This is a genomic window from Shinella curvata (genome assembly GCF_022899935.1).
GTDB lineage: Bacteria > Pseudomonadota > Alphaproteobacteria > Rhizobiales > Rhizobiaceae > Shinella > Shinella curvata.
The window spans coordinates 365,400-382,283 of sequence record NZ_JALJCJ010000007.1 but is presented as its reverse complement, the minus strand read 5'-3'; the positions used below and the strand labels follow the sequence as shown (position 1 = coordinate 382,283).

The 16,884-nt window shown below is 62.7% G+C and carries 17 protein-coding genes; 13 read left to right on the top strand and 4 right to left on the bottom strand.

Going from position 1 to position 16,884, the window contains the following annotated elements; genetic code table 11:
- Genes hisH through coaA form a run of 5 tightly spaced genes read left to right on the top strand, consistent with a single transcriptional unit; the run spans position 1 to position 3,485 of the window.
- A complete protein-coding gene (hisH, locus tag MUU55_RS24895; protein WP_244763469.1) occupies positions 1-642 on the top strand; it encodes an imidazole glycerol phosphate synthase subunit HisH in 642 nt (213 codons plus the stop codon).
- 1 nt (position 643) lies between these two features.
- Complete coding sequence (hisA, locus tag MUU55_RS24890) at positions 644-1,387, top strand: 1-(5-phosphoribosyl)-5-[(5-phosphoribosylamino)methylideneamino]imidazole-4-carboxamide isomerase (RefSeq protein WP_244763468.1); 744 nt, start codon at positions 644-646, stop codon at positions 1,385-1,387.
- Positions 1,384-2,160: an imidazole glycerol phosphate synthase subunit HisF gene (hisF, locus tag MUU55_RS24885; protein ID WP_244763467.1), complete on the top strand. Its 777-nt coding sequence runs from the start codon at positions 1,384-1,386 to the stop codon at positions 2,158-2,160. The genes hisA and hisF overlap by 4 nt, the downstream gene beginning before the upstream one ends.
- Positions 2,161-2,169: 9 nt before the next feature.
- On the top strand, positions 2,170-2,490 hold the full coding sequence (locus MUU55_RS24880; protein WP_244763466.1) for a phosphoribosyl-ATP diphosphatase: 321 nt from the start codon (positions 2,170-2,172) through the stop codon (positions 2,488-2,490).
- A complete protein-coding gene (gene coaA, locus MUU55_RS24875) occupies positions 2,490-3,485 on the top strand; it encodes a type I pantothenate kinase (RefSeq protein WP_244763465.1) in 996 nt (331 codons plus the stop codon). The genes MUU55_RS24880 and coaA overlap by 1 nt, the downstream gene beginning before the upstream one ends.
- Before the next feature lie 5 nt (positions 3,486-3,490).
- Here the strand turns inward: coaA and MUU55_RS24870 are convergent, their stop codons facing one another.
- From MUU55_RS24870 to MUU55_RS24855, 4 genes are all read right to left on the bottom strand, one after another.
- Complete coding sequence (locus tag MUU55_RS24870) at positions 3,491-4,108, bottom strand: alpha-ketoglutarate-dependent dioxygenase AlkB family protein (RefSeq protein WP_244763504.1); 618 nt, start codon at positions 4,106-4,108, stop codon at positions 3,491-3,493.
- Between the two features lie 6 nt (positions 4,109-4,114).
- Positions 4,115-4,627, bottom strand: coding sequence for a peptidoglycan-binding protein LysM (lysM, locus tag MUU55_RS24865; RefSeq protein ID WP_244763464.1), 513 nt, complete (start codon positions 4,625-4,627; stop codon positions 4,115-4,117).
- Between the two features lie 105 nt (positions 4,628-4,732).
- Positions 4,733-5,167, bottom strand: coding sequence for an alternative ribosome rescue aminoacyl-tRNA hydrolase ArfB (gene arfB, locus MUU55_RS24860; protein WP_244763463.1), 435 nt, complete (start codon positions 5,165-5,167; stop codon positions 4,733-4,735).
- 112 nt (positions 5,168-5,279) lie between these two features.
- Positions 5,280-6,890: a phosphoenolpyruvate carboxykinase gene (locus MUU55_RS24855; RefSeq protein ID WP_244763462.1), complete on the bottom strand. Its 1,611-nt coding sequence runs from the start codon at positions 6,888-6,890 to the stop codon at positions 5,280-5,282.
- 314 nt (positions 6,891-7,204) lie between these two features.
- On the opposite strand from MUU55_RS24855, the gene MUU55_RS24850 reads away from it, so the two are divergent.
- The 8 genes from MUU55_RS24850 to tsaE all read left to right on the top strand — a co-directional run bounded on the left by MUU55_RS24850 (position 7,205) and on the right by tsaE (position 16,878).
- A complete protein-coding gene (locus MUU55_RS24850; protein WP_244763461.1) occupies positions 7,205-7,942 on the top strand; it encodes a response regulator transcription factor in 738 nt (245 codons plus the stop codon).
- Positions 7,943-8,091: 149 nt separating this feature from the next.
- A complete protein-coding gene (locus MUU55_RS24845) occupies positions 8,092-9,822 on the top strand; it encodes a sensor histidine kinase (protein WP_244763503.1) in 1,731 nt (576 codons plus the stop codon).
- Positions 9,819-10,274: an HPr kinase/phosphorylase gene (locus MUU55_RS24840; protein WP_244763460.1), complete on the top strand. Its 456-nt coding sequence runs from the start codon at positions 9,819-9,821 to the stop codon at positions 10,272-10,274. Before MUU55_RS24845 ends, MUU55_RS24840 begins: the two co-directional genes overlap by 4 nt.
- Positions 10,275-10,425: 151 nt before the next feature.
- Positions 10,426-10,827 (top strand): PTS sugar transporter subunit IIA, encoded by a 402-nt coding sequence (locus tag MUU55_RS24835; protein WP_117372283.1) that lies wholly within the window; start codon positions 10,426-10,428, stop codon positions 10,825-10,827.
- A gap of 15 nt (positions 10,828-10,842) precedes the next feature.
- A complete protein-coding gene (locus MUU55_RS24830) occupies positions 10,843-11,115 on the top strand; it encodes an HPr family phosphocarrier protein (protein WP_244763459.1) in 273 nt (90 codons plus the stop codon).
- 108 nt (positions 11,116-11,223) lie between these two features.
- The gene (ahcY, locus tag MUU55_RS24825; protein ID WP_244763458.1) at positions 11,224-12,624 is read left to right on the top strand and encodes an adenosylhomocysteinase; all 1,401 of its coding nucleotides are present in this window, start codon (positions 11,224-11,226) and stop codon (positions 12,622-12,624) included.
- A 204-nt stretch (positions 12,625-12,828) separates the two neighbouring features.
- Positions 12,829-15,372 carry a PAS domain-containing sensor histidine kinase gene (locus MUU55_RS24820; RefSeq protein WP_425314233.1) on the top strand — a complete coding sequence of 848 codons (2,544 nt, stop codon included), beginning with the start codon at positions 12,829-12,831 and terminating at the stop codon, positions 15,370-15,372.
- Positions 15,373-15,381: 9 nt separating this feature from the next.
- Entirely contained in the window at positions 15,382-16,878 is a 1,497-nt protein-coding gene (gene tsaE, locus MUU55_RS24815) for a tRNA (adenosine(37)-N6)-threonylcarbamoyltransferase complex ATPase subunit type 1 TsaE (protein ID WP_244763456.1), read from the top strand.
- Positions 16,879-16,884 lie beyond the last annotated feature (6 nt).

Sequence of the window (16,884 nt, the reverse complement as noted above, 5' to 3'; positions counted from 1 at the left end):
ATGCGCGTTGCAATCATCGATTACGGCTCAGGCAATCTGCGCTCGGCCACCAAGGCCTTCGAGCGCGCCGCCCGTGAAGCCGGTATTTCCGCCGAGATCGACCTGACGGACAAGGCCGAACGCGTCGCAAGCGCCGACCGCATCGTGCTGCCCGGTGTCGGCGCCTATGCCGATTGTCGCCGCGGCCTCGACGCCGTGCCTGGCATGGTCGAAGCGCTGCGCGAGGCCGTCGAGGCAAAAGCCCACCCCTTCCTCGGTGTCTGCGTCGGCATGCAGCTGATGTCGTCGCGCGGCCTCGAAAAGACCACGACCGAAGGCCTCGGCTGGATCAAGGGCGATGTCGTCAAGATGACGCCCAGCGACCAGAATTTGAAGATCCCGCAGATCGGCTGGAACACGCTGGATCGCAAAAGCACGCATCCGCTGTTTGCCGGCATCCCGGAGGCGCTGCACGCCTATTTCGTGCACTCCTACCATCTTGCCGCAGAAAATCCCGAGGATGTGGTCGCGACCGTCGATTACGGCGGCCCGATGACCGCCTTCGTCGCCAATGGCAACAAGGCCGGCGCGCAGTTCCATCCGGAAAAGAGCCAGACGCTCGGCCTCGCCCTCATCACCAATTTCCTGCGCTGGAAGCCGTAAAATGATTCTCTTTCCCGCCATCGACCTGAAAGACGGCCAGTGCGTTCGCCTGAAACTCGGCGACATGGACCAGGCCACCATCTACAATCCCGACCCGGCCGCCCAGGCGAAAGCCTTTGAAGACCAGGGCTTCGAGTGGCTGCATGTCGTCGACCTCAACGGCGCCTTCGCCGGTGAAAGCGTCAACGGCGCCGCCGTCGATGCCATCCTGAAAGCCACGAAGAACCCGGTGCAACTCGGCGGTGGCATCCGCACCCTCGACCATATCGAAAACTGGCTGTCGCGCGGTCTCTCCCGCGTCATCCTCGGCACCGTCGCCGTGCGCGATCCGGCGCTGGTCATTGAGGCCTGCAAAAAATTCCTCGGCAAGGTCGCCGTCGGCATCGACGCCAAGGGTGGCAAGGTTGCCGTCGAGGGCTGGGCGGAAGCCTCGGAGCTCGGCGTGATCGAGCTCGCGAAGAAGTTCGAAGGGGCCGGCGTCGCCGCGATCATCTACACCGACATCGACCGCGACGGCATTCTCGCCGGCATCAACTGGGCCTCGACGCTGGAGCTCGCCGAGGCCGTCTCCATCCCGGTCATCGCCTCGGGCGGTCTTGCATCGATGGACGATATCCACCGTCTCGTCGCGCCCGATGCGCGCAAGCTCGAGGGCGCAATTTCCGGCCGGGCGCTCTATGACGGCCGCATCGATCCTGCCGAAGCGCTGGCTGCCATTCGTGCAGCACGGGGAGAAGCCGCATGACCCTGAAAGCTCGCGTCATACCCTGCCTCGACGTCAAGGACGGCCGCGTCGTCAAGGGTGTCAGCTTCCTCAATCTCGTCGATGCCGGCGATCCCGTCGAATCGGCCAAAGTCTATGATGCGGCCGGTGCCGATGAACTCTGCTTCCTCGACATCACCGCCTCCTCCGACAACCGCGACACGATCTTCGACGTCGTGGCGCGCACGGCCGATCATTGTTTCATGCCGCTGACCGTCGGCGGCGGCGTGCGCACGGTGGCGGATATCCGCAAGCTGCTGCTCGCCGGTGCCGACAAGGTGTCGATCAACTCGGCCGCCGTGTCGAACCCGGATTTCGTCGCCGAAGCCGCCGACAAGTTCGGCAACCAGTGCATCGTCGTCTCGATCGATTCGAAGAAGGTCTCGGCCGAAGGCGAAGAGGACCGCTGGGAGATCTTCACCCATGGCGGCCGCAAGGCGACCGGCATCGACGCCGTGACCTTCGCCGAAAAGATGGTCGAACGCGGGGCGGGCGAATTGCTGCTCACCTCCATGGATCGCGACGGCCAGAAGGGCGGCTATGACATCGCGCTGACCCGCACCATCGCCGACCGCGTCTCGGTGCCGGTCATCGCGTCCGGCGGCGTCGGTACGCTCGACCACCTGGTCGAGGGCGTGCGCGACGGCCATGCGACGGCGGTTCTCGCCGCCTCGATCTTCCACTTCGGCACCTACACGGTCGGCGAAGCCAAGCGCTACATGGCCGAGCATGGCATTGCCATGCGGCTGGACTGAGGAGGCCCCATGAGCACCTTCACTCTTGCAGACCTGGTCGAAATCGTCGACGCCCGTTCGAAGGCCGATCCGTCGGAAAGCTGGACGGCGAAGCTCGTGGCGGCCGGGCAGCAGAAAGCGGCAAAAAAGCTCGGAGAAGAGGCCGTCGAGACCGTTATCGCGGCCATCGAGGGGGACAAAGCCGCCTTGACGAGCGAAACGGCCGATTTGCTCTATCATCTGATGGTCGTATTGAAAATCGGCGGCGTGGCGTTACAAGATGTCATGGGGGAGCTGGAGCGGCGCACGAGCCAATCCGGTCTCGTGGAGAAGGCCAGCCGGAAAAGCTGATGATTCAGGCAGCGCGTGACAAGACCCAGCCGGATATTCCGGATGATTTCGGCAACCGGGATTATTCGCCCTACCGCTTTTTCACGGCAGACGAATGGGCGCATTTCCGGGCCGACACACCCCTGACGCTGAAGGCGGATGAGGTCCAGCGCCTGCGCTCGCTGAACGACCCGATCGATCTCGACGAGGTCCGGCGAATCTACCTGTCGCTGTCGCGCCTGCTCTCGGCGCATGTCGAATCCTCGCAGATGCTGTTCGAGCAGCGCAAGCGCTTCCTGACCCTGTCGGACGAGGCCAAGACGCCCTTCGTCATCGGGATCGCGGGTTCTGTCGCGGTCGGCAAGTCGACCACGGCCCGCATCCTGATGGAACTCCTGTCGCGCTGGCCCTCGAGCCCCAAGGTCGATCTCGTGACGACCGACGGTTTCCTCTATCCGAACGCTGTGCTTCAGCGCGAAAACCTGATGGAGCGCAAGGGGTTTCCCGAGAGCTACGATATCGGCGCGCTGCTGCGTTTCCTCTCGGCCATCAAGGCGGGCAAGAAGGCCGTGCAGGCGCCGACCTATTCTCACCTCACCTATGATGTGCTGCCCAACACCTTCCGCACCATCGACCGGCCGGACATCCTGATCTTCGAGGGCATCAACGTTCTTCAGTCGCGCAATCTGCCGGCGGACGGCAAGATCGTGCCGATGGTTTCCGACTTTTTCGATTTCTCGATCTATATCGATGCCGAGGAAACGCTGATCCACGCCTGGTATGTCGATCGCTTCATGCGGCTGCGCGAAACCGCCTTCCGCAACCCGGATTCCTATTTCCATCGCTACGCGACGATCAGCGAGGCCGAGGCGCTGGCGATTGCGGAGAACCTCTGGCGCAACATCAACCTGAAGAACCTGCACCAGAACATCCTGCCGACCCGCCCGCGTGCCGATCTCATCCTGCAAAAGGGTAAGGACCACCTCATCGAGACGGTGGCGCTGCGCAAACTGTAGCCGGCTTATGGATTTACCCGGCGAAGCGTGAGATTGATCCGCCCGGCATTCTTCAAAAGCGTCGACGTATCTGGATAGATCCTGTCGACGCCGTGAAAGATCAGCCGGCTTTCGCCCCCGAACACGAAGACATCGCCGCTCGAAAGCCTGAACGACCGCGTCGGATCGTTGCGTGATACGCCACCGACGCGGAACAGGCATTGATCGCCCAGCGAGACGGAGACGACCGGCGCGCCGAATTCGTTTTCGTCGCAGTCCTGATGCAGGCCCATCTTCGCGTCGGGATCATAGAAATTGACGAGACAGGCCTCGGGCGGCTTGTCGAAGCCGGAAACATCCTTCCACAGCGCCAGAAGCGCCTCGGGAATGGCCGGCCAGGGCCTGTGGGTTTCCGGGTGCGTGGACTGATAACGGTAGCCGCGCTCCTTGTCCGTCACCCAGCCGAGCGATCCGCAATTGGTCATGCGGACCGACATGGGTTTTCCGGTCTTCGGCATGCGCGGCACGAAGAGCGGCGCGTCAGCCACGACTTGCCTGATGGCCGCGACAAGGGCCTCCTGCGCGGCACGGTCGAAATGATCAGGGAAATAGCGCAACCCCGGAGCGAGGCCGCGCTCGGACATCGCCACTTATGCTTCCGAGAGATCCGGGATGCGCAGGACCTGGCCGGGATAGATCTTGTCCGGATGGGACAGCATCGGCCGGTTGGCGTCGAAGATCACCGTATGCTTGGTGCCCTTGCCCTTGCCGTAATGCGCCTCGGCGATCTTCCAGAGATTGTCGCCCTTCTTGACCGTGTAGAGCGTCGGTGCCGCTGCCGGTGTCGAGGTCTTCAAAAGTTCGGTCAGGTCCAGCTTTTCGAGCTTCAGGCCGGATTCGGGCGCGACCTTGAGGTCGGCGGCTTCCACCTTGGAAATGCCGAGCGTGTTGCCCACGGCGATGACGGCCTTTTCGAAGGCGGTCTGGTCGGCCACGACACCCTTCAGCACGCATTTGTCGCCTTCGACGGAAACCTCGACATTCTTTGTGCCGAGATCGAAGGAATCGAGCTCCTTCTTGACCGCTTCGGCCTCCGGCGCTTCGTCGTCGCCACCGATGCCCAGCTTCTTGCCGGCGTTCTTGATAAAGCTGAAGAGACCCATGCCAACCTCCCGTTTCTGGTCTTGTTTTTTCGAACTAAAGCAGAGCCTTTCCGCAAAGGAAAGGTTTCGTTTTCATCTCACGCATAAACGGCCAAGTTGCGGCAATCAATCGCCGCCGGGCTTGGCGCGCAGGCGCTTCACATCCGACCGTCCGGATTTTTCCTTGAGCCGGCGCTCGACCGAGCCTTTCGTCGGCTTTGTTTTCCGGCGCGGCGGCGGCGGCGGTTCAGCCGCCTTGAGGATCAACTCCTTCAGCCGCTCGCGCGCATCCTCGCGATTGCGCTCCTGACTGCGGAAGCGGTTCGCCTCAATCATCAAAACGCCATCCTTGGAAACCTTGCGGCCTGCAAGCTTTTCGGCGTTTGCCTTGACCCGTTCGTTCAGCGAGGGTGAATTCCTGAGATCGAAGAACAGCTGGACCGCCGTCGATACCTTGTTGACGTTCTGCCCGCCGGGACCGCCCGCCAGCACGAATTGCTCGGTCAATTCCCAGCCGGCAATGGTGATCGTGTTGCTGATGTAAAGAGGGTCGCTGGCCATGGAAATTCCTTTCCGGGCCGTTGTAGCCGGCGAACAGGCAAACGGAAAGCCGTTTGCCGAGACGAAAAACCCGGCCTTGGGAGCCGGGTTTCACGTGAATCATGACCGAATCTTACTCGGCGGCGACCTTGAGGCCGGGCGCCGCGTCGCGCACGCTGCCATCCACCTGGTCTTCGAACTTCTCGAAGTTGGCAATGAACATGTCGACGAGCTTCTGGGCCTGCTTGTCGTAAGCGGCCCCATTGGCCCAGGTCGAGCGCGGGTCGAGGATCTTGGTATCGACCTCGGGAACCGAGACCGGAACCTGGAAGCCGAAATTGTCGTCGCGGCGGAAAAGCGCGCTCTTCAGCGAGCCGTCGAGGGCGGCGGCGAGCAGAGCGCGCGTCGCCTTGATCGGCATGCGGCGGCCTTCGCCATAGGCGCCGCCGGTCCAGCCGGTGTTGACGAGCCAGCAATCGACGCCGTGTTCGGCGATGAGTTCCTTCAGGAGGTTGCCGTAGACAGTCGGGTGACGCGGCATGAAGGGGGCGCCGAAGCAGGTCGAGAAAGTGGCTTCCGGCTCGGTCACGCCACGCTCCGTGCCGGCAACCTTGGCGGTGTAGCCGGAAAGGAAGTGGTACATGGCCTGGTCGGGCGTCAGCTTGGCGATCGGCGGCATCACGCCGAAGGCATCGGCCGTCAGCATGATGATCGTCTTCGGATGCGGCGCACGGCCGGTCTCGCTGGCATTCGGAATGAAGTGCAGCGGATAGGCGCAACGGGTGTTTTCCGTCAGCGAGCCGTCGTTGAAATCGGGAACGCCATTGCCATCGAGCACGACGTTCTCCAGAACGGTGCCGAAACGCTGGGTCGTGGCGTAGATTTCCGGCTCGGCTTCGGCCGAAAGACGGATGGTCTTGGCGTAGCAGCCACCTTCGAAGTTGAAGATGCCGTTTTCACCCCAGCCGTGCTCGTCGTCGCCGATCAGCGTGCGGTTCGGATCGGCCGAGAGCGTCGTCTTGCCGGTGCCGGACAGGCCGAAGAACACAGCGGCGTCGCCATCCGGGCCGACATTGGCCGAGCAATGCATCGGCATGACCTTTTCCGACGGCAGCAGCCAGTTCAGAACGGTGAAGACCGACTTCTTCATTTCACCGGCATAATAGGTGCCGGCAATCAGAACGATACCACGCGACAAATCGCAGGCGATCATGGTTTCGGTGCGCGCGCCGTGGCGGGCCGGATCGGCCTTGAAGGTCGGGAGATCAATGATCGTCAGTTTCGGGGCGAAGCCGGCCAGATCCTTCTCTTCCGGGCGGATGAGCAGGTTGCGGATGAACAGCGAGTGCCAGGCTAGCTCAGTGACGACGCGGGTCGGCAGCGCGTAGTCCGTGTCGGCACCGCCGACGAGGTCTTGCACGAAGAGGTCACGGCTGCCGGCATGGGCCAGCATGTCGGCATGCAGCGCATCGAAATGCTCGCGCGACACGGCCTTGTTGTTGTCCCACCAGATGGCGCCTTCGGTGTTTTCATCGCGAACGACGAACTTGTCCTTCGGCGAGCGGCCGGTGTGCTGGCCGGTCAGGGCGCGAAGGGCGCCATGGGCAGTCTTGACAGCTTCGCCGCGGCCGAGCGCCTCTTCATAGAGCGCTTCTGCTGCAAAGTTATACCGGACCGTGCCGTTGGTGTTGATACCCATCGCGGTGAGCCCCAGATCGGGGTTGCGAACGCCAATTTCCTGCATGGTCCAGATTTCCTCCGTGGACGAAGACCCATGGTGAATTTTGCCGGAAGCTAATCTGCTCCTGTCACAAAAACAAGAGGCAATCGGAAATTTGGCAATAATATCAATTATTTAATCGATTTAAATATTTGTCTGACTTTTTTAATCGGTTGAATAATCGATTTAAAAGCCCATTGGAAAACCACTCTGAAACGTCATCCTTTATCTCTGCCACAATTTGTTCCACCTTTACCCCCAGGAAGGCGCATCACATCCAGGACAGGAACTCGGATCCGAGGTCGGGAAAGGCGCCGATGAATATGGAGACTAACAGGATGCAGACGATCGCACTCGTCGACGACGACCGGAACATTCTCACATCCGTGTCGATCGCCCTTGAGGCGGAAGGTTACAAGGTCGAGACCTATACGGACGGTGCGTCCGCGCTCGACGGCCTTCTCGCCCGCCCGCCGCATCTCGGCATCTTCGACATCAAGATGCCGCGCATGGACGGCATGGAGCTTTTGCGCCGCCTGCGCCAGAAGTCGGACATTCCGGTCATCTTCCTCACCTCCAAGGATGAAGAGATCGACGAGCTGTTCGGCCTGAAGATGGGGGCCGACGACTTCATCACCAAGCCGTTCTCGCAGCGCCTGCTGGTCGAGCGCGTCAAGGCGATCCTGCGCCGCGCCTCGAGCCGCGAAGCCGCAGCCTCGGCCGGCGGTGGTGCTGCCGGCACGCCGGCCAAAGCCGGCGAAGTCGCCGCCCGCTCGCTGGAACGCGGCCAGCTCGTCATGGACCAGGAGCGCCACACCTGCACCTGGAAGGGCGAACCGGTGACGCTGACGGTCACGGAGTTCCTCATCCTGCATTCGCTGGCCCAGCGCCCCGGCGTGGTGAAGAGCCGCGATTCGCTGATGGACGCCGCCTATGACGAGCAGGTCTATGTCGACGACCGCACCATCGACAGCCACATCAAGCGGCTGCGCAAGAAGTTCAAGATGGTCGATACCGATTTCGACATGATCGAAACGCTCTATGGTGTCGGCTACCGTTTCCGCGAAGCGGCTTAAGGCGTAAAATCGCTTGCATGAACCGCGGCAGCGATGGCATGCCGCGGTCGGTGGCGTAATGCCGCCCGCATGAGGAATAGAATCAGGTGTTGCAGACCGTGCCGGACAGGGATGGAGACGACGTCGAGGGCAGGCCCGCGCCGCGCTCGCTGCGCCGCCGCTGGACGCATCCCTTCACGATCGCACGCCGCATCTTCGGCAATGCCGTCTTTTCCAGCCTCACGCGCCGCATCCTGTTCTTCAATCTCGTTGCGCTGGTCGTGCTCGTCGCGGGCATTCTCTACCTCAACCAGTTCCGTGAGGGGCTGATCGATGCGCGCGTCGAAAGCCTGCTGACCCAGGGCGAGATCATCGCCGGCGCGATTTCCGCCTCGGCCTCTGTCGACACGAATTCGATCACCATCGATCCGGAAAAGCTTCTGGAATTGCAGGCCGGCCAAAGCATCACGCCGCTGCCGAACGACGAAGACCTGGAATTTCCGATCAATCCGGAGCGCGTCGCGCCGGTCCTGCGACGGCTGATCTCGCCGACCCGCACGCGCGCCCGCATCTACGACACAGATGCCAACCTGCTGCTCGATTCGCGTCATCTCTATACGCAGGGCCAGGTGCTGCGCTTCGACCTGCCGCCCGTCGAGCCGGAGAGCACCAGCATTACCGAGCGACTGAACGTCTGGTTCAACCGCGTGCTCCAGCCGGGCAACCTGCCGCAATACAAGGAAGCGCCCGGCGGCGACGGCTCGATCTATCCGGAAGTGATGAATGCGCTGACCGGCGTGCGCGGTGCGGTGGTGCGCGTCAACGACAAGGGCGAGCTGATCGTTTCGGTCGCCGTGCCCGTACAACGTTTCCGCGCCGTGCTCGGCGTTCTCCTCCTGTCAACGCAGGCGGGCGATATCGACAAGATCGTGCATGCCGAGCGCCTCGCCATCATGCGCGTCGCCGGTGTCGCCGGCCTCGTCAACATCGCGCTGTCGCTGCTGCTCTCCTCGACCATCGCCAATCCGCTGCGCCGTCTTTCGGCGGCGGCGATCCGCGTGCGGCGGGGTGCGAAGGAGCGCGAGGAAATCCCGGATTTCTCCGTGCGGCAAGACGAGATCGGCAATCTGTCTATCGCGCTGCGTCAGATGACGAATGCGCTTTACGATCGCATCGACGCGATCGAAAGCTTTGCCGCCGATGTGAGCCACGAGCTGAAGAACCCGCTGACCTCGCTGCGCAGCGCCGTCGAAACCCTGCCGCTCGCCCGCACGGACGATTCGAAGAAGCGGCTGCTCGATATCATCCAGCATGACGTGCGCCGTCTCGACCGCCTGATCAGCGACATTTCCGATGCCTCGCGGCTCGACGCGGAACTGGCGCGCAGCGATGCGCGCACCGTCGACCTCGAAAAACTGCTCGGCGACCTCATCGACATCTCGCGACAGGTCAATACGCGCAAGAAACCTGTCAGCCTCGACTTCGTCGTCGATCGCAAGGACAATCCGAAGGTCAAGTTCGAGATTTCGGGCTATGAGCTGCGCATCGGCCAGATCGTCACCAACCTGATTGAAAATGCCCGCTCCTTCGTGCCGGATCCGGGCGGACGCATCGTCGTGCGCCTGTCGCGTGGCCGCAACGACCGTTGCATCATCCAGGTCGAGGACAACGGCCCCGGCATCCAGGCGGAAAACATCGATCGCATCTTCGAGCGCTTCTACACGGACCGCCCGGCGACCGAGGACTTCGGCCAGAATTCCGGTCTCGGCCTCTCGATCTCGCGCCAGATCGCCGAGGCGCATGGCGGCACGCTGAAGGCCGACAACATCGTCGACAAGAAAACCGGTACGCTGTCCGGCGCCCGCTTCACCCTCTCGCTGCCGGCCGGCCCCCACAAATGACCGCGCCCGTAAACGTGCACGCAACGGCAATCGTCATCGGCACGACGGGACTTCTCTTCATCGGACCCTCCGGCAGCGGCAAGAGCGCCGTCGCCCTCCACTCTATCGAGGAAGCCCGCGGGCGCGGCCTGTTTGCTGCCATGGTCAGCGACGATCAGGTACTGGTCTCCGAGGCCAACGGCCGCCTGATCTCGCGCGCGCCAAAAAGCATTGCCGGCCTTGTGGAAGTGCGCGGCGCCGGCATCGTCACCGTCGAAACCATCGAAGCGGCGGTGCTCCATCGGGCCATCCGGCTGATGGAGGCACCCTTTGCCGAGCGATTGCCGCCGGGGGAGGAGCGGTTCGAGGTTCTGCCTGACCGCTTCCTGCCTTTGACCCGCCTGCCGCTCTTTACCGGCGCCACGGCCTTCTCGACTTTGATCGCAATTCACCCCGAATTGCTTCATCCTTGATCGCAAAAGCCCCGTCAAAACGCGAAATCGGCCATTTAGGGCTTGCACTTGGGCTTTTCATTGACAAGATGGCCACCCCAGCGGTGGACGGAATTGTTGCATTGCGGTATTCGGCCGACCGTTTCGAGTTGGGAAAGTGGAGCGATTGCTGATGATCGGACTGGTGCTTGTCACCCATGGCAGGCTGGCGGAGGAATTTCGTCATGCGCTGGAGCATGTGGTCGGTCCGCAAAAGGCGATCGAGACCGTCTGCATCGGTCCCGAGGACGACATGGACCAACGCCGCCAGGACATCCTGGAAGCGGTCCAGCGCGCCGACCAGGGTCACGGCGTCATCATCCTCACCGACATGTTCGGCGGCACGCCCTCCAACCTCGCGATTTCGGTGATGTCGGGCGAGAAGATCGAGGTGATCGCCGGCGTGAACCTGCCGATGCTGATCAAGCTCGCCGGCATCCGTGGCGAAAACAACATGGAAAAGGCGCTGATAGACGCGTCGGAAGCCGGCCGGAAGTATATCAACGTGGCAAGCCGCGTCCTCAGCGGCAAGTAAGGTCCCCTGCCCTCCATGACCGTCTCGAAAGAGCTCCTCATCATCAACAAGCGCGGTCTGCACGCCCGCGCTTCGGCAAAATTCGTCCAGACGGTCGATGGCTACGACGCCGAAGTGACCGTCTCCAAGGACGGCATGACGGTGGGCGGCACCTCGATCATGGGCCTGATGATGCTGGCCGCCAGCCCCGGCTGTTCCGTCTTCGTGACGGCGACGGGCGCGCAGGCGCAGGCCGTTCTCGATGCGCTCGATGCGCTCATCGCCGACAAGTTTGGCGAGGAGATGTAAGTCTCCCGTCAATATAAGGATATAAAGACTTCTTTATGTCCGGTTGCTCCAGCGGCTGTTTCCTGATAGGAAGCGCCATCACCAAAAGCCAGAAGGCTGGAGCTCTTCATGACCACCACCCATGACTACCACGTCGCCGACATCGCGCTTGCCGATTTCGGCCGCAAGGAAATCCAGATCGCCGAGACGGAAATGCCGGGCCTGATGGCCTGCCGCGAAGAGTTCGGCGCATCCAAGCCCCTCAAGGGCGCGCGCATCACCGGCTCGCTGCACATGACCATCCAGACCGCCGTTCTCATCGAGACGCTGGTGGCACTGGGCGCCGACGTGCGCTGGGCCTCGTGCAACATCTTCTCAACGCAGGACCACGCCGCCGCCGCGATCGCCGCCGCCGGCATCCCGGTCTATGCCGTGAAGGGCGAGACGCTGAAGGAATACTGGGAATACACCGACAAGATCTTCCAGTGGACCGATGGTGGCTTCTCAAACATGATCCTCGACGACGGCGGCGACGCCACCATGTACATCCTGCTCGGCGCCCGCGCCGAAGCCGGTGAAAACGTGCTCGTCAATCCGGGTTCGGAAGAAGAAGAGATCCTGTTCGCGCAGATCCAGAAGCGCCTTGCCGCTTCCCCGGGCTGGTTCACCAAGCAGCGCGACGCCATCCAGGGTGTGACGGAAGAGACGACCACCGGCGTCAACCGCCTCTACCAGCTCCAGCAGAAGGGCCTCCTGCCCTTCCCGGCGATCAACGTCAATGACTCCGTTACCAAGTCGAAGTTCGACAACAAGTACGGCTGCAAGGAATCGCTGGTCGACGGCATCCGTCGCGGCACCGACGTGATGATGGCCGGCAAGGTCGCCGTCGTCTGCGGCTACGGCGACGTCGGCAAGGGTTCGTCCGCCTCGCTGCGCGGCGCCGGCGCCCGCGTGAAGGTCACGGAAATCGACCCGATCTGCGCCCTTCAGGCCGCCATGGACGGCTTTGAAGTCGTTCAGCTGGAAGACGTCGTCTCTTCCGCCGACATCTTCATCACCACGACCGGCAACAAGGACGTCATCCGCATCGAGCATATGCGCGAGATGAAGGACATGGCGATCGTCGGCAATATCGGCCACTTCGACAACGAGATTCAGGTCGCCGCGCTCAAGAACCTCAAGTGGACGAACGTCAAGCCGCAGGTCGATCTGATCGAGTTCCCTAGGGGCAACCGCATGATCCTTCTGTCGGAAGGCCGCCTGCTCAACCTCGGCAACGCCACCGGCCACCCGTCCTTCGTGATGTCCGCCTCGTTCTCCAACCAGGTTCTGGCGCAGATCGAGCTCTTCACCAAGGGCGACGCCTACAAGAACGAAGTCTACGTTCTGCCCAAGCAGCTCGACGAGAAGGTCGCCCGCCTGCACCTCGCCAAGCTTGGCGCAAGGCTCACGGAACTCTCGGACGAACAGGCCGGTTATATCGGCGTGACGACGACCGGCCCGTTCAAGGCTGAACACTACAGGTACTGATCCTTACCCGGATTATCCACAACATCTAGAGGCGGCGCGCTTGACACACGCGCGCCGCCTCTTTTTTGGGCCGGTGCCTTCCCGTCGATTCGGGAAACAAGTATCGTTTAAAGCATTGATTCGGCGTGCAGATGCGGAGCCTTCGCGCCGGATTGGGATGTCTTGTCGATCAGGCGGCAAACGGACGGAGACATACCGGGGATGATGTCGGATTTGAAACGAGGCCGTTCCGGGCAGGCTTTTGGCGTGCCGGAGCGGGATTGCGCGCATGGCTTTGCGCTGCAAAATGCATTTATGGTTAACAGTTGGTTTACAGGCAGCCAGCGCCGTCTCGTTTCGGCACTGTCGGCCGGCTCGGCGCTGATGGCCTTTGCCAACCCGGCCCACGCCGCCGGCCGCTACTTCGCCACCACGGAAATCGTTACGGGCTCCATACTGCTCGGTGTCATGTCGGCGGCCGTCGTTTCAGCGCTTTGGATGGGCCGCCAGCGCGCGAAGATGGCGGCTGAAAGCCGTACGCTGCAGGCCAGCCTTTCCGATGCCCGGCACAATGTTTCCCGCCTGCAGGCGCTGATCGGCGACAAGGATCGGCGCATCGTCGTGTGGGACGGTCGCTCCGGCAAACCGGAATTTCTGGGCCAGCTGCCGCCCGAGACCGGCGCGCCCCAGGCCGATAACGAATTCCTCGCCTTCGGCCGCTGGCTGAAACCCACCTCAGCGGGCGAGATCGAACGCGCCGTCGAAAGACTGCGTTCCCAGGCCCAGAGCTTCGACCTCGTCGTGGAAACCAGCCGCGACGAGGTGCTGGAAGCCCAGGGCCGCGTGTCCGGCGGACAGGCCTTCGTGCGCTTCGTGGCGCTCAACAACCTGCGCGCCGAAGCCGCCGAGCTGAAGCTCGAGCGCGACCGGCTGGTCGCGGCGCTGACCACCCTTCAGGGCATGCTCGACCAGATCGACCTTCCCGTCTGGCAGCGCGCCGCCGATGGTTCGCTCGCCTGGGTCAACGAGGCCTATGCCGAGGCCGTCGAGGCGAAGGACGCCGCAAGCGCCGTACACGAGGGCCGCGAACTGCTGCCGACGATTGCGCGCGAAAAAATCCGCGCCACCAGCACCTATGATATGGCTTATCGCGACAAGGTCTCGACCGTCGTGCACGGCAATCGCGGCTTCTTCGACGTCGTCGATGCCCGCAGCCCGACGGGCTCGGCCGGCATCGCCGTCAATGTCTCGGATGTCGAGGCGGTGCGCGAAGAGCTGATGCGCACGCTGAAGAGCCATGCCGAAACGCTCGACCATCTCGCCACGCCCGTCGCGATCTTCGACGGCGACCAGCGCCTGCAATTCTACAACCAGGCCTTCCAGCATATGTGGGAGGTCGATATGGCCTTCCTCGAAGGCAAGCCCGGCAATGGCGAGCTCTTCGACAAGCTGCGCGCCGCCGGAAAGCTACCGGAACAGCTGAACTGGAAGCAGTGGAAGGAAACCGCGCTTTCCGTCTATCGCGCCATCGAGACGCAGACCGATCTCTGGCATCTGCCGAACGGCCAGACGCTGCGCGTCTTCGCCACCGCCCGCCCGCAGGGCGGCGCGACCTGGGTCTTCGAAAACCTGACCGAGAAGGTCGATCTCGAAACGCGTTACAACACGCTGGTGCAGGTGCAGGACGAAACGATCGACCATCTGGCCGAGGGCGTGGCCGTGTTCAGCCCCGACGGGCGCATCCGTCTCTCCAACCCGGCCTTCCGGGCGCTCTGGGGCATCAGCGAGGCGGAAGCGAAATCCGGCACGCATATCCGCGCCATCGAGCAGGCCTGCGCACCCTCCTACGACAAGCCGGATGGCTGGAAGCGCTTTGCGCATATCATCACCAGCTTCGATGACGAAAGGCCGTCCTGCCAGGGTGTGCTGGAGCTGCGCACCGGCCTGGTGCTCGACTTCGCCGTCATTCCGCTGTCCAACGCCCAGACGATGCTGACCTTCGTCAACATCACCGACAGCGTGCGCGTCAGCCGCGCGCTGACGGAAAAGAACGACGCGCTGCGCAAGGCCGACGCGCTGAAGAACGATTTCGTCCAGCACGTCTCCTATGAGCTGCGCTCGCCGCTCACCAACATCATCGGCTTCGCGGATCTCCTGAAGACGCCGACCATGGGCGAGCTCAACGACCGCCAGTCGGAATATGTCGACCACATCGCGACCTCCTCGGCGGTTCTCTTGACCATCGTCAACGACATCCTCGATCTCGCGACTGTCGATGCCGGCATCATGGAGCTCGACTATACCGAGATCAATCTGACGGACCTGCTCGACGACGTGTCGATGCAGTTCGCCGACCGGCTGCACGAGGCGCAGGTGACGCTGGAGATCACCGCGCCCGACAATCTCGGCACCATCATCGCCGACCAGCAGCGCCTCAAGCAGATCCTCATCAAGCTGCTCGGCAATGCCGCGAATTTCGCACCGGCGCACAGCTCCATCGGCCTGCGCTGCTGGCGCGAGGGCGTCGATCTCGTCTTCACGGTCACCGACCGGGGGCCGGGCATTCCGCAGGACGTGCTGAAGACGGTGTTCAACCGCTTCGAAAGCCACGGCCGCCAGGGCGGCGCCGGCCTCGGCCTCTCGATCGTCGAGAGCTTCGTCAGCCTGCATCACGGCACCGTCTCCATCGACAGCCAGGAGGGCCGCGGCACGAATGTGACAGTGCGCATTCCCTCGGCGACGATGACCTCCTTCGCGGCCGCGGAATAGAAGGCCCGCATGGCACTCGATATCCTCCTCGCCGACGAAGCCGCGACCATCCGTTTCGGCGAGGACATGGCGCTGGCGGCAAAGCGCGGTGACTACATCGCGCTTTCCGGTGATCTCGGTGCCGGCAAATCGACTTTTTCGCGCGCGCTGATCCGTGCCATCGCCGATGACGCCATGCTCGAAGTGCCCAGCCCGACCTTCACGCTGGTGCAGACCTACGATCTGCGCGTGCCGGTCGCCCATTTCGACCTCTACCGTATCGCCGATGCCGCCGAGATCGACGAACTCGGTTTCGATGAAGCGCTGTCTGATGGCATCTGCCTCGTCGAATGGCCCGAAAAGGGTTTTGGCGCGCTTCCAGCCGAAGGCATCACGCTGACCTTTACGCATGAGGGCAATGGGCGACGTGTGGCGATCGATGGTCCGGCACCGGCCTTGAGCCGGATTCGGCGTTCGTTGGCGATCCGAACCTTTCTCGACGAGAAAGGCTACCAAGTCGCGACGCGCCGCCACCTCACGGGTGATGCCTCAGTGCGCGCCTACGAGCATGTTTACACCGGCGACCAGCGTTTCGTGCTGATGGACGCACCGCGTCATACGCCGGGGCCGATCCTTGCACAGGGCAAATATTACCAGCAGATCGCCCATATCGCCGAGGACGTGAAACCCTTCATCGCCGTCGGCCGGCATCTCGTCGCCCGCGGATTGCGGGCGCCGGAAATCTATAAGGCGGATATCGAGCAGGGTATCCTGCTGATCGAGGACCTCGGAAGCGAGGGCGTTCTCGACGAGAACGGTGTGCCGATCGCCGAGCGTTACCGCGAGAGTGCGGCGTGTCTCGCCCATTTGCACGGGCAGGCCTTCGCACGCGACCTGCCGGTGGCCGATGGCATCGTGCATCACGTGCCGGATTTCGACCGAGATGCCATGCAGATCGAGGTGAGCCTGCTCACCGACTGGTACCTGCCCTGGAAACGCGGCACGCCGGCCAGCGACGACGAGCGCCAGGCCTATATCGCGATCTGGGATGACCTGATCGCCAGCCTCGCGAGCGCCGAGCACAATCTGCTGCTGCGCGACTTCCATTCGCCCAACATCATCTGGCGTCCCGAGGCTTCGGGCACAGATCGCGTCGGCATCATCGATTTCCAGGACGCGATGATCGGCCCCTCGGCCTATGACGTCGCCTCGCTGGTGCAGGATGCCCGTGTCGACATGCCAGAGGGTGTGGCAGACAGCGTGCTCGACTATTATCTGTCGCTGCGCGCAAACCATGCCGGCTTTGACCGAACGCGTTTCCTGCGCGACTGGCATGTCATGGCGGCGCAGCGCAATTGCAAGCTCGTCGGCATCTGGGTGCGGCTGATGCAGCGCGACGGCAAGCCGGCCTATATGCGCCACATGCCGCGCACCTTCCGCAACCTGACGCGGGCGCTTTCCCATCCCGACCTCGCCCCCTTGCGCGACTGGTGCGAAAAGGCTGGAATCCTCGCGACCGAATCATAACGCGAG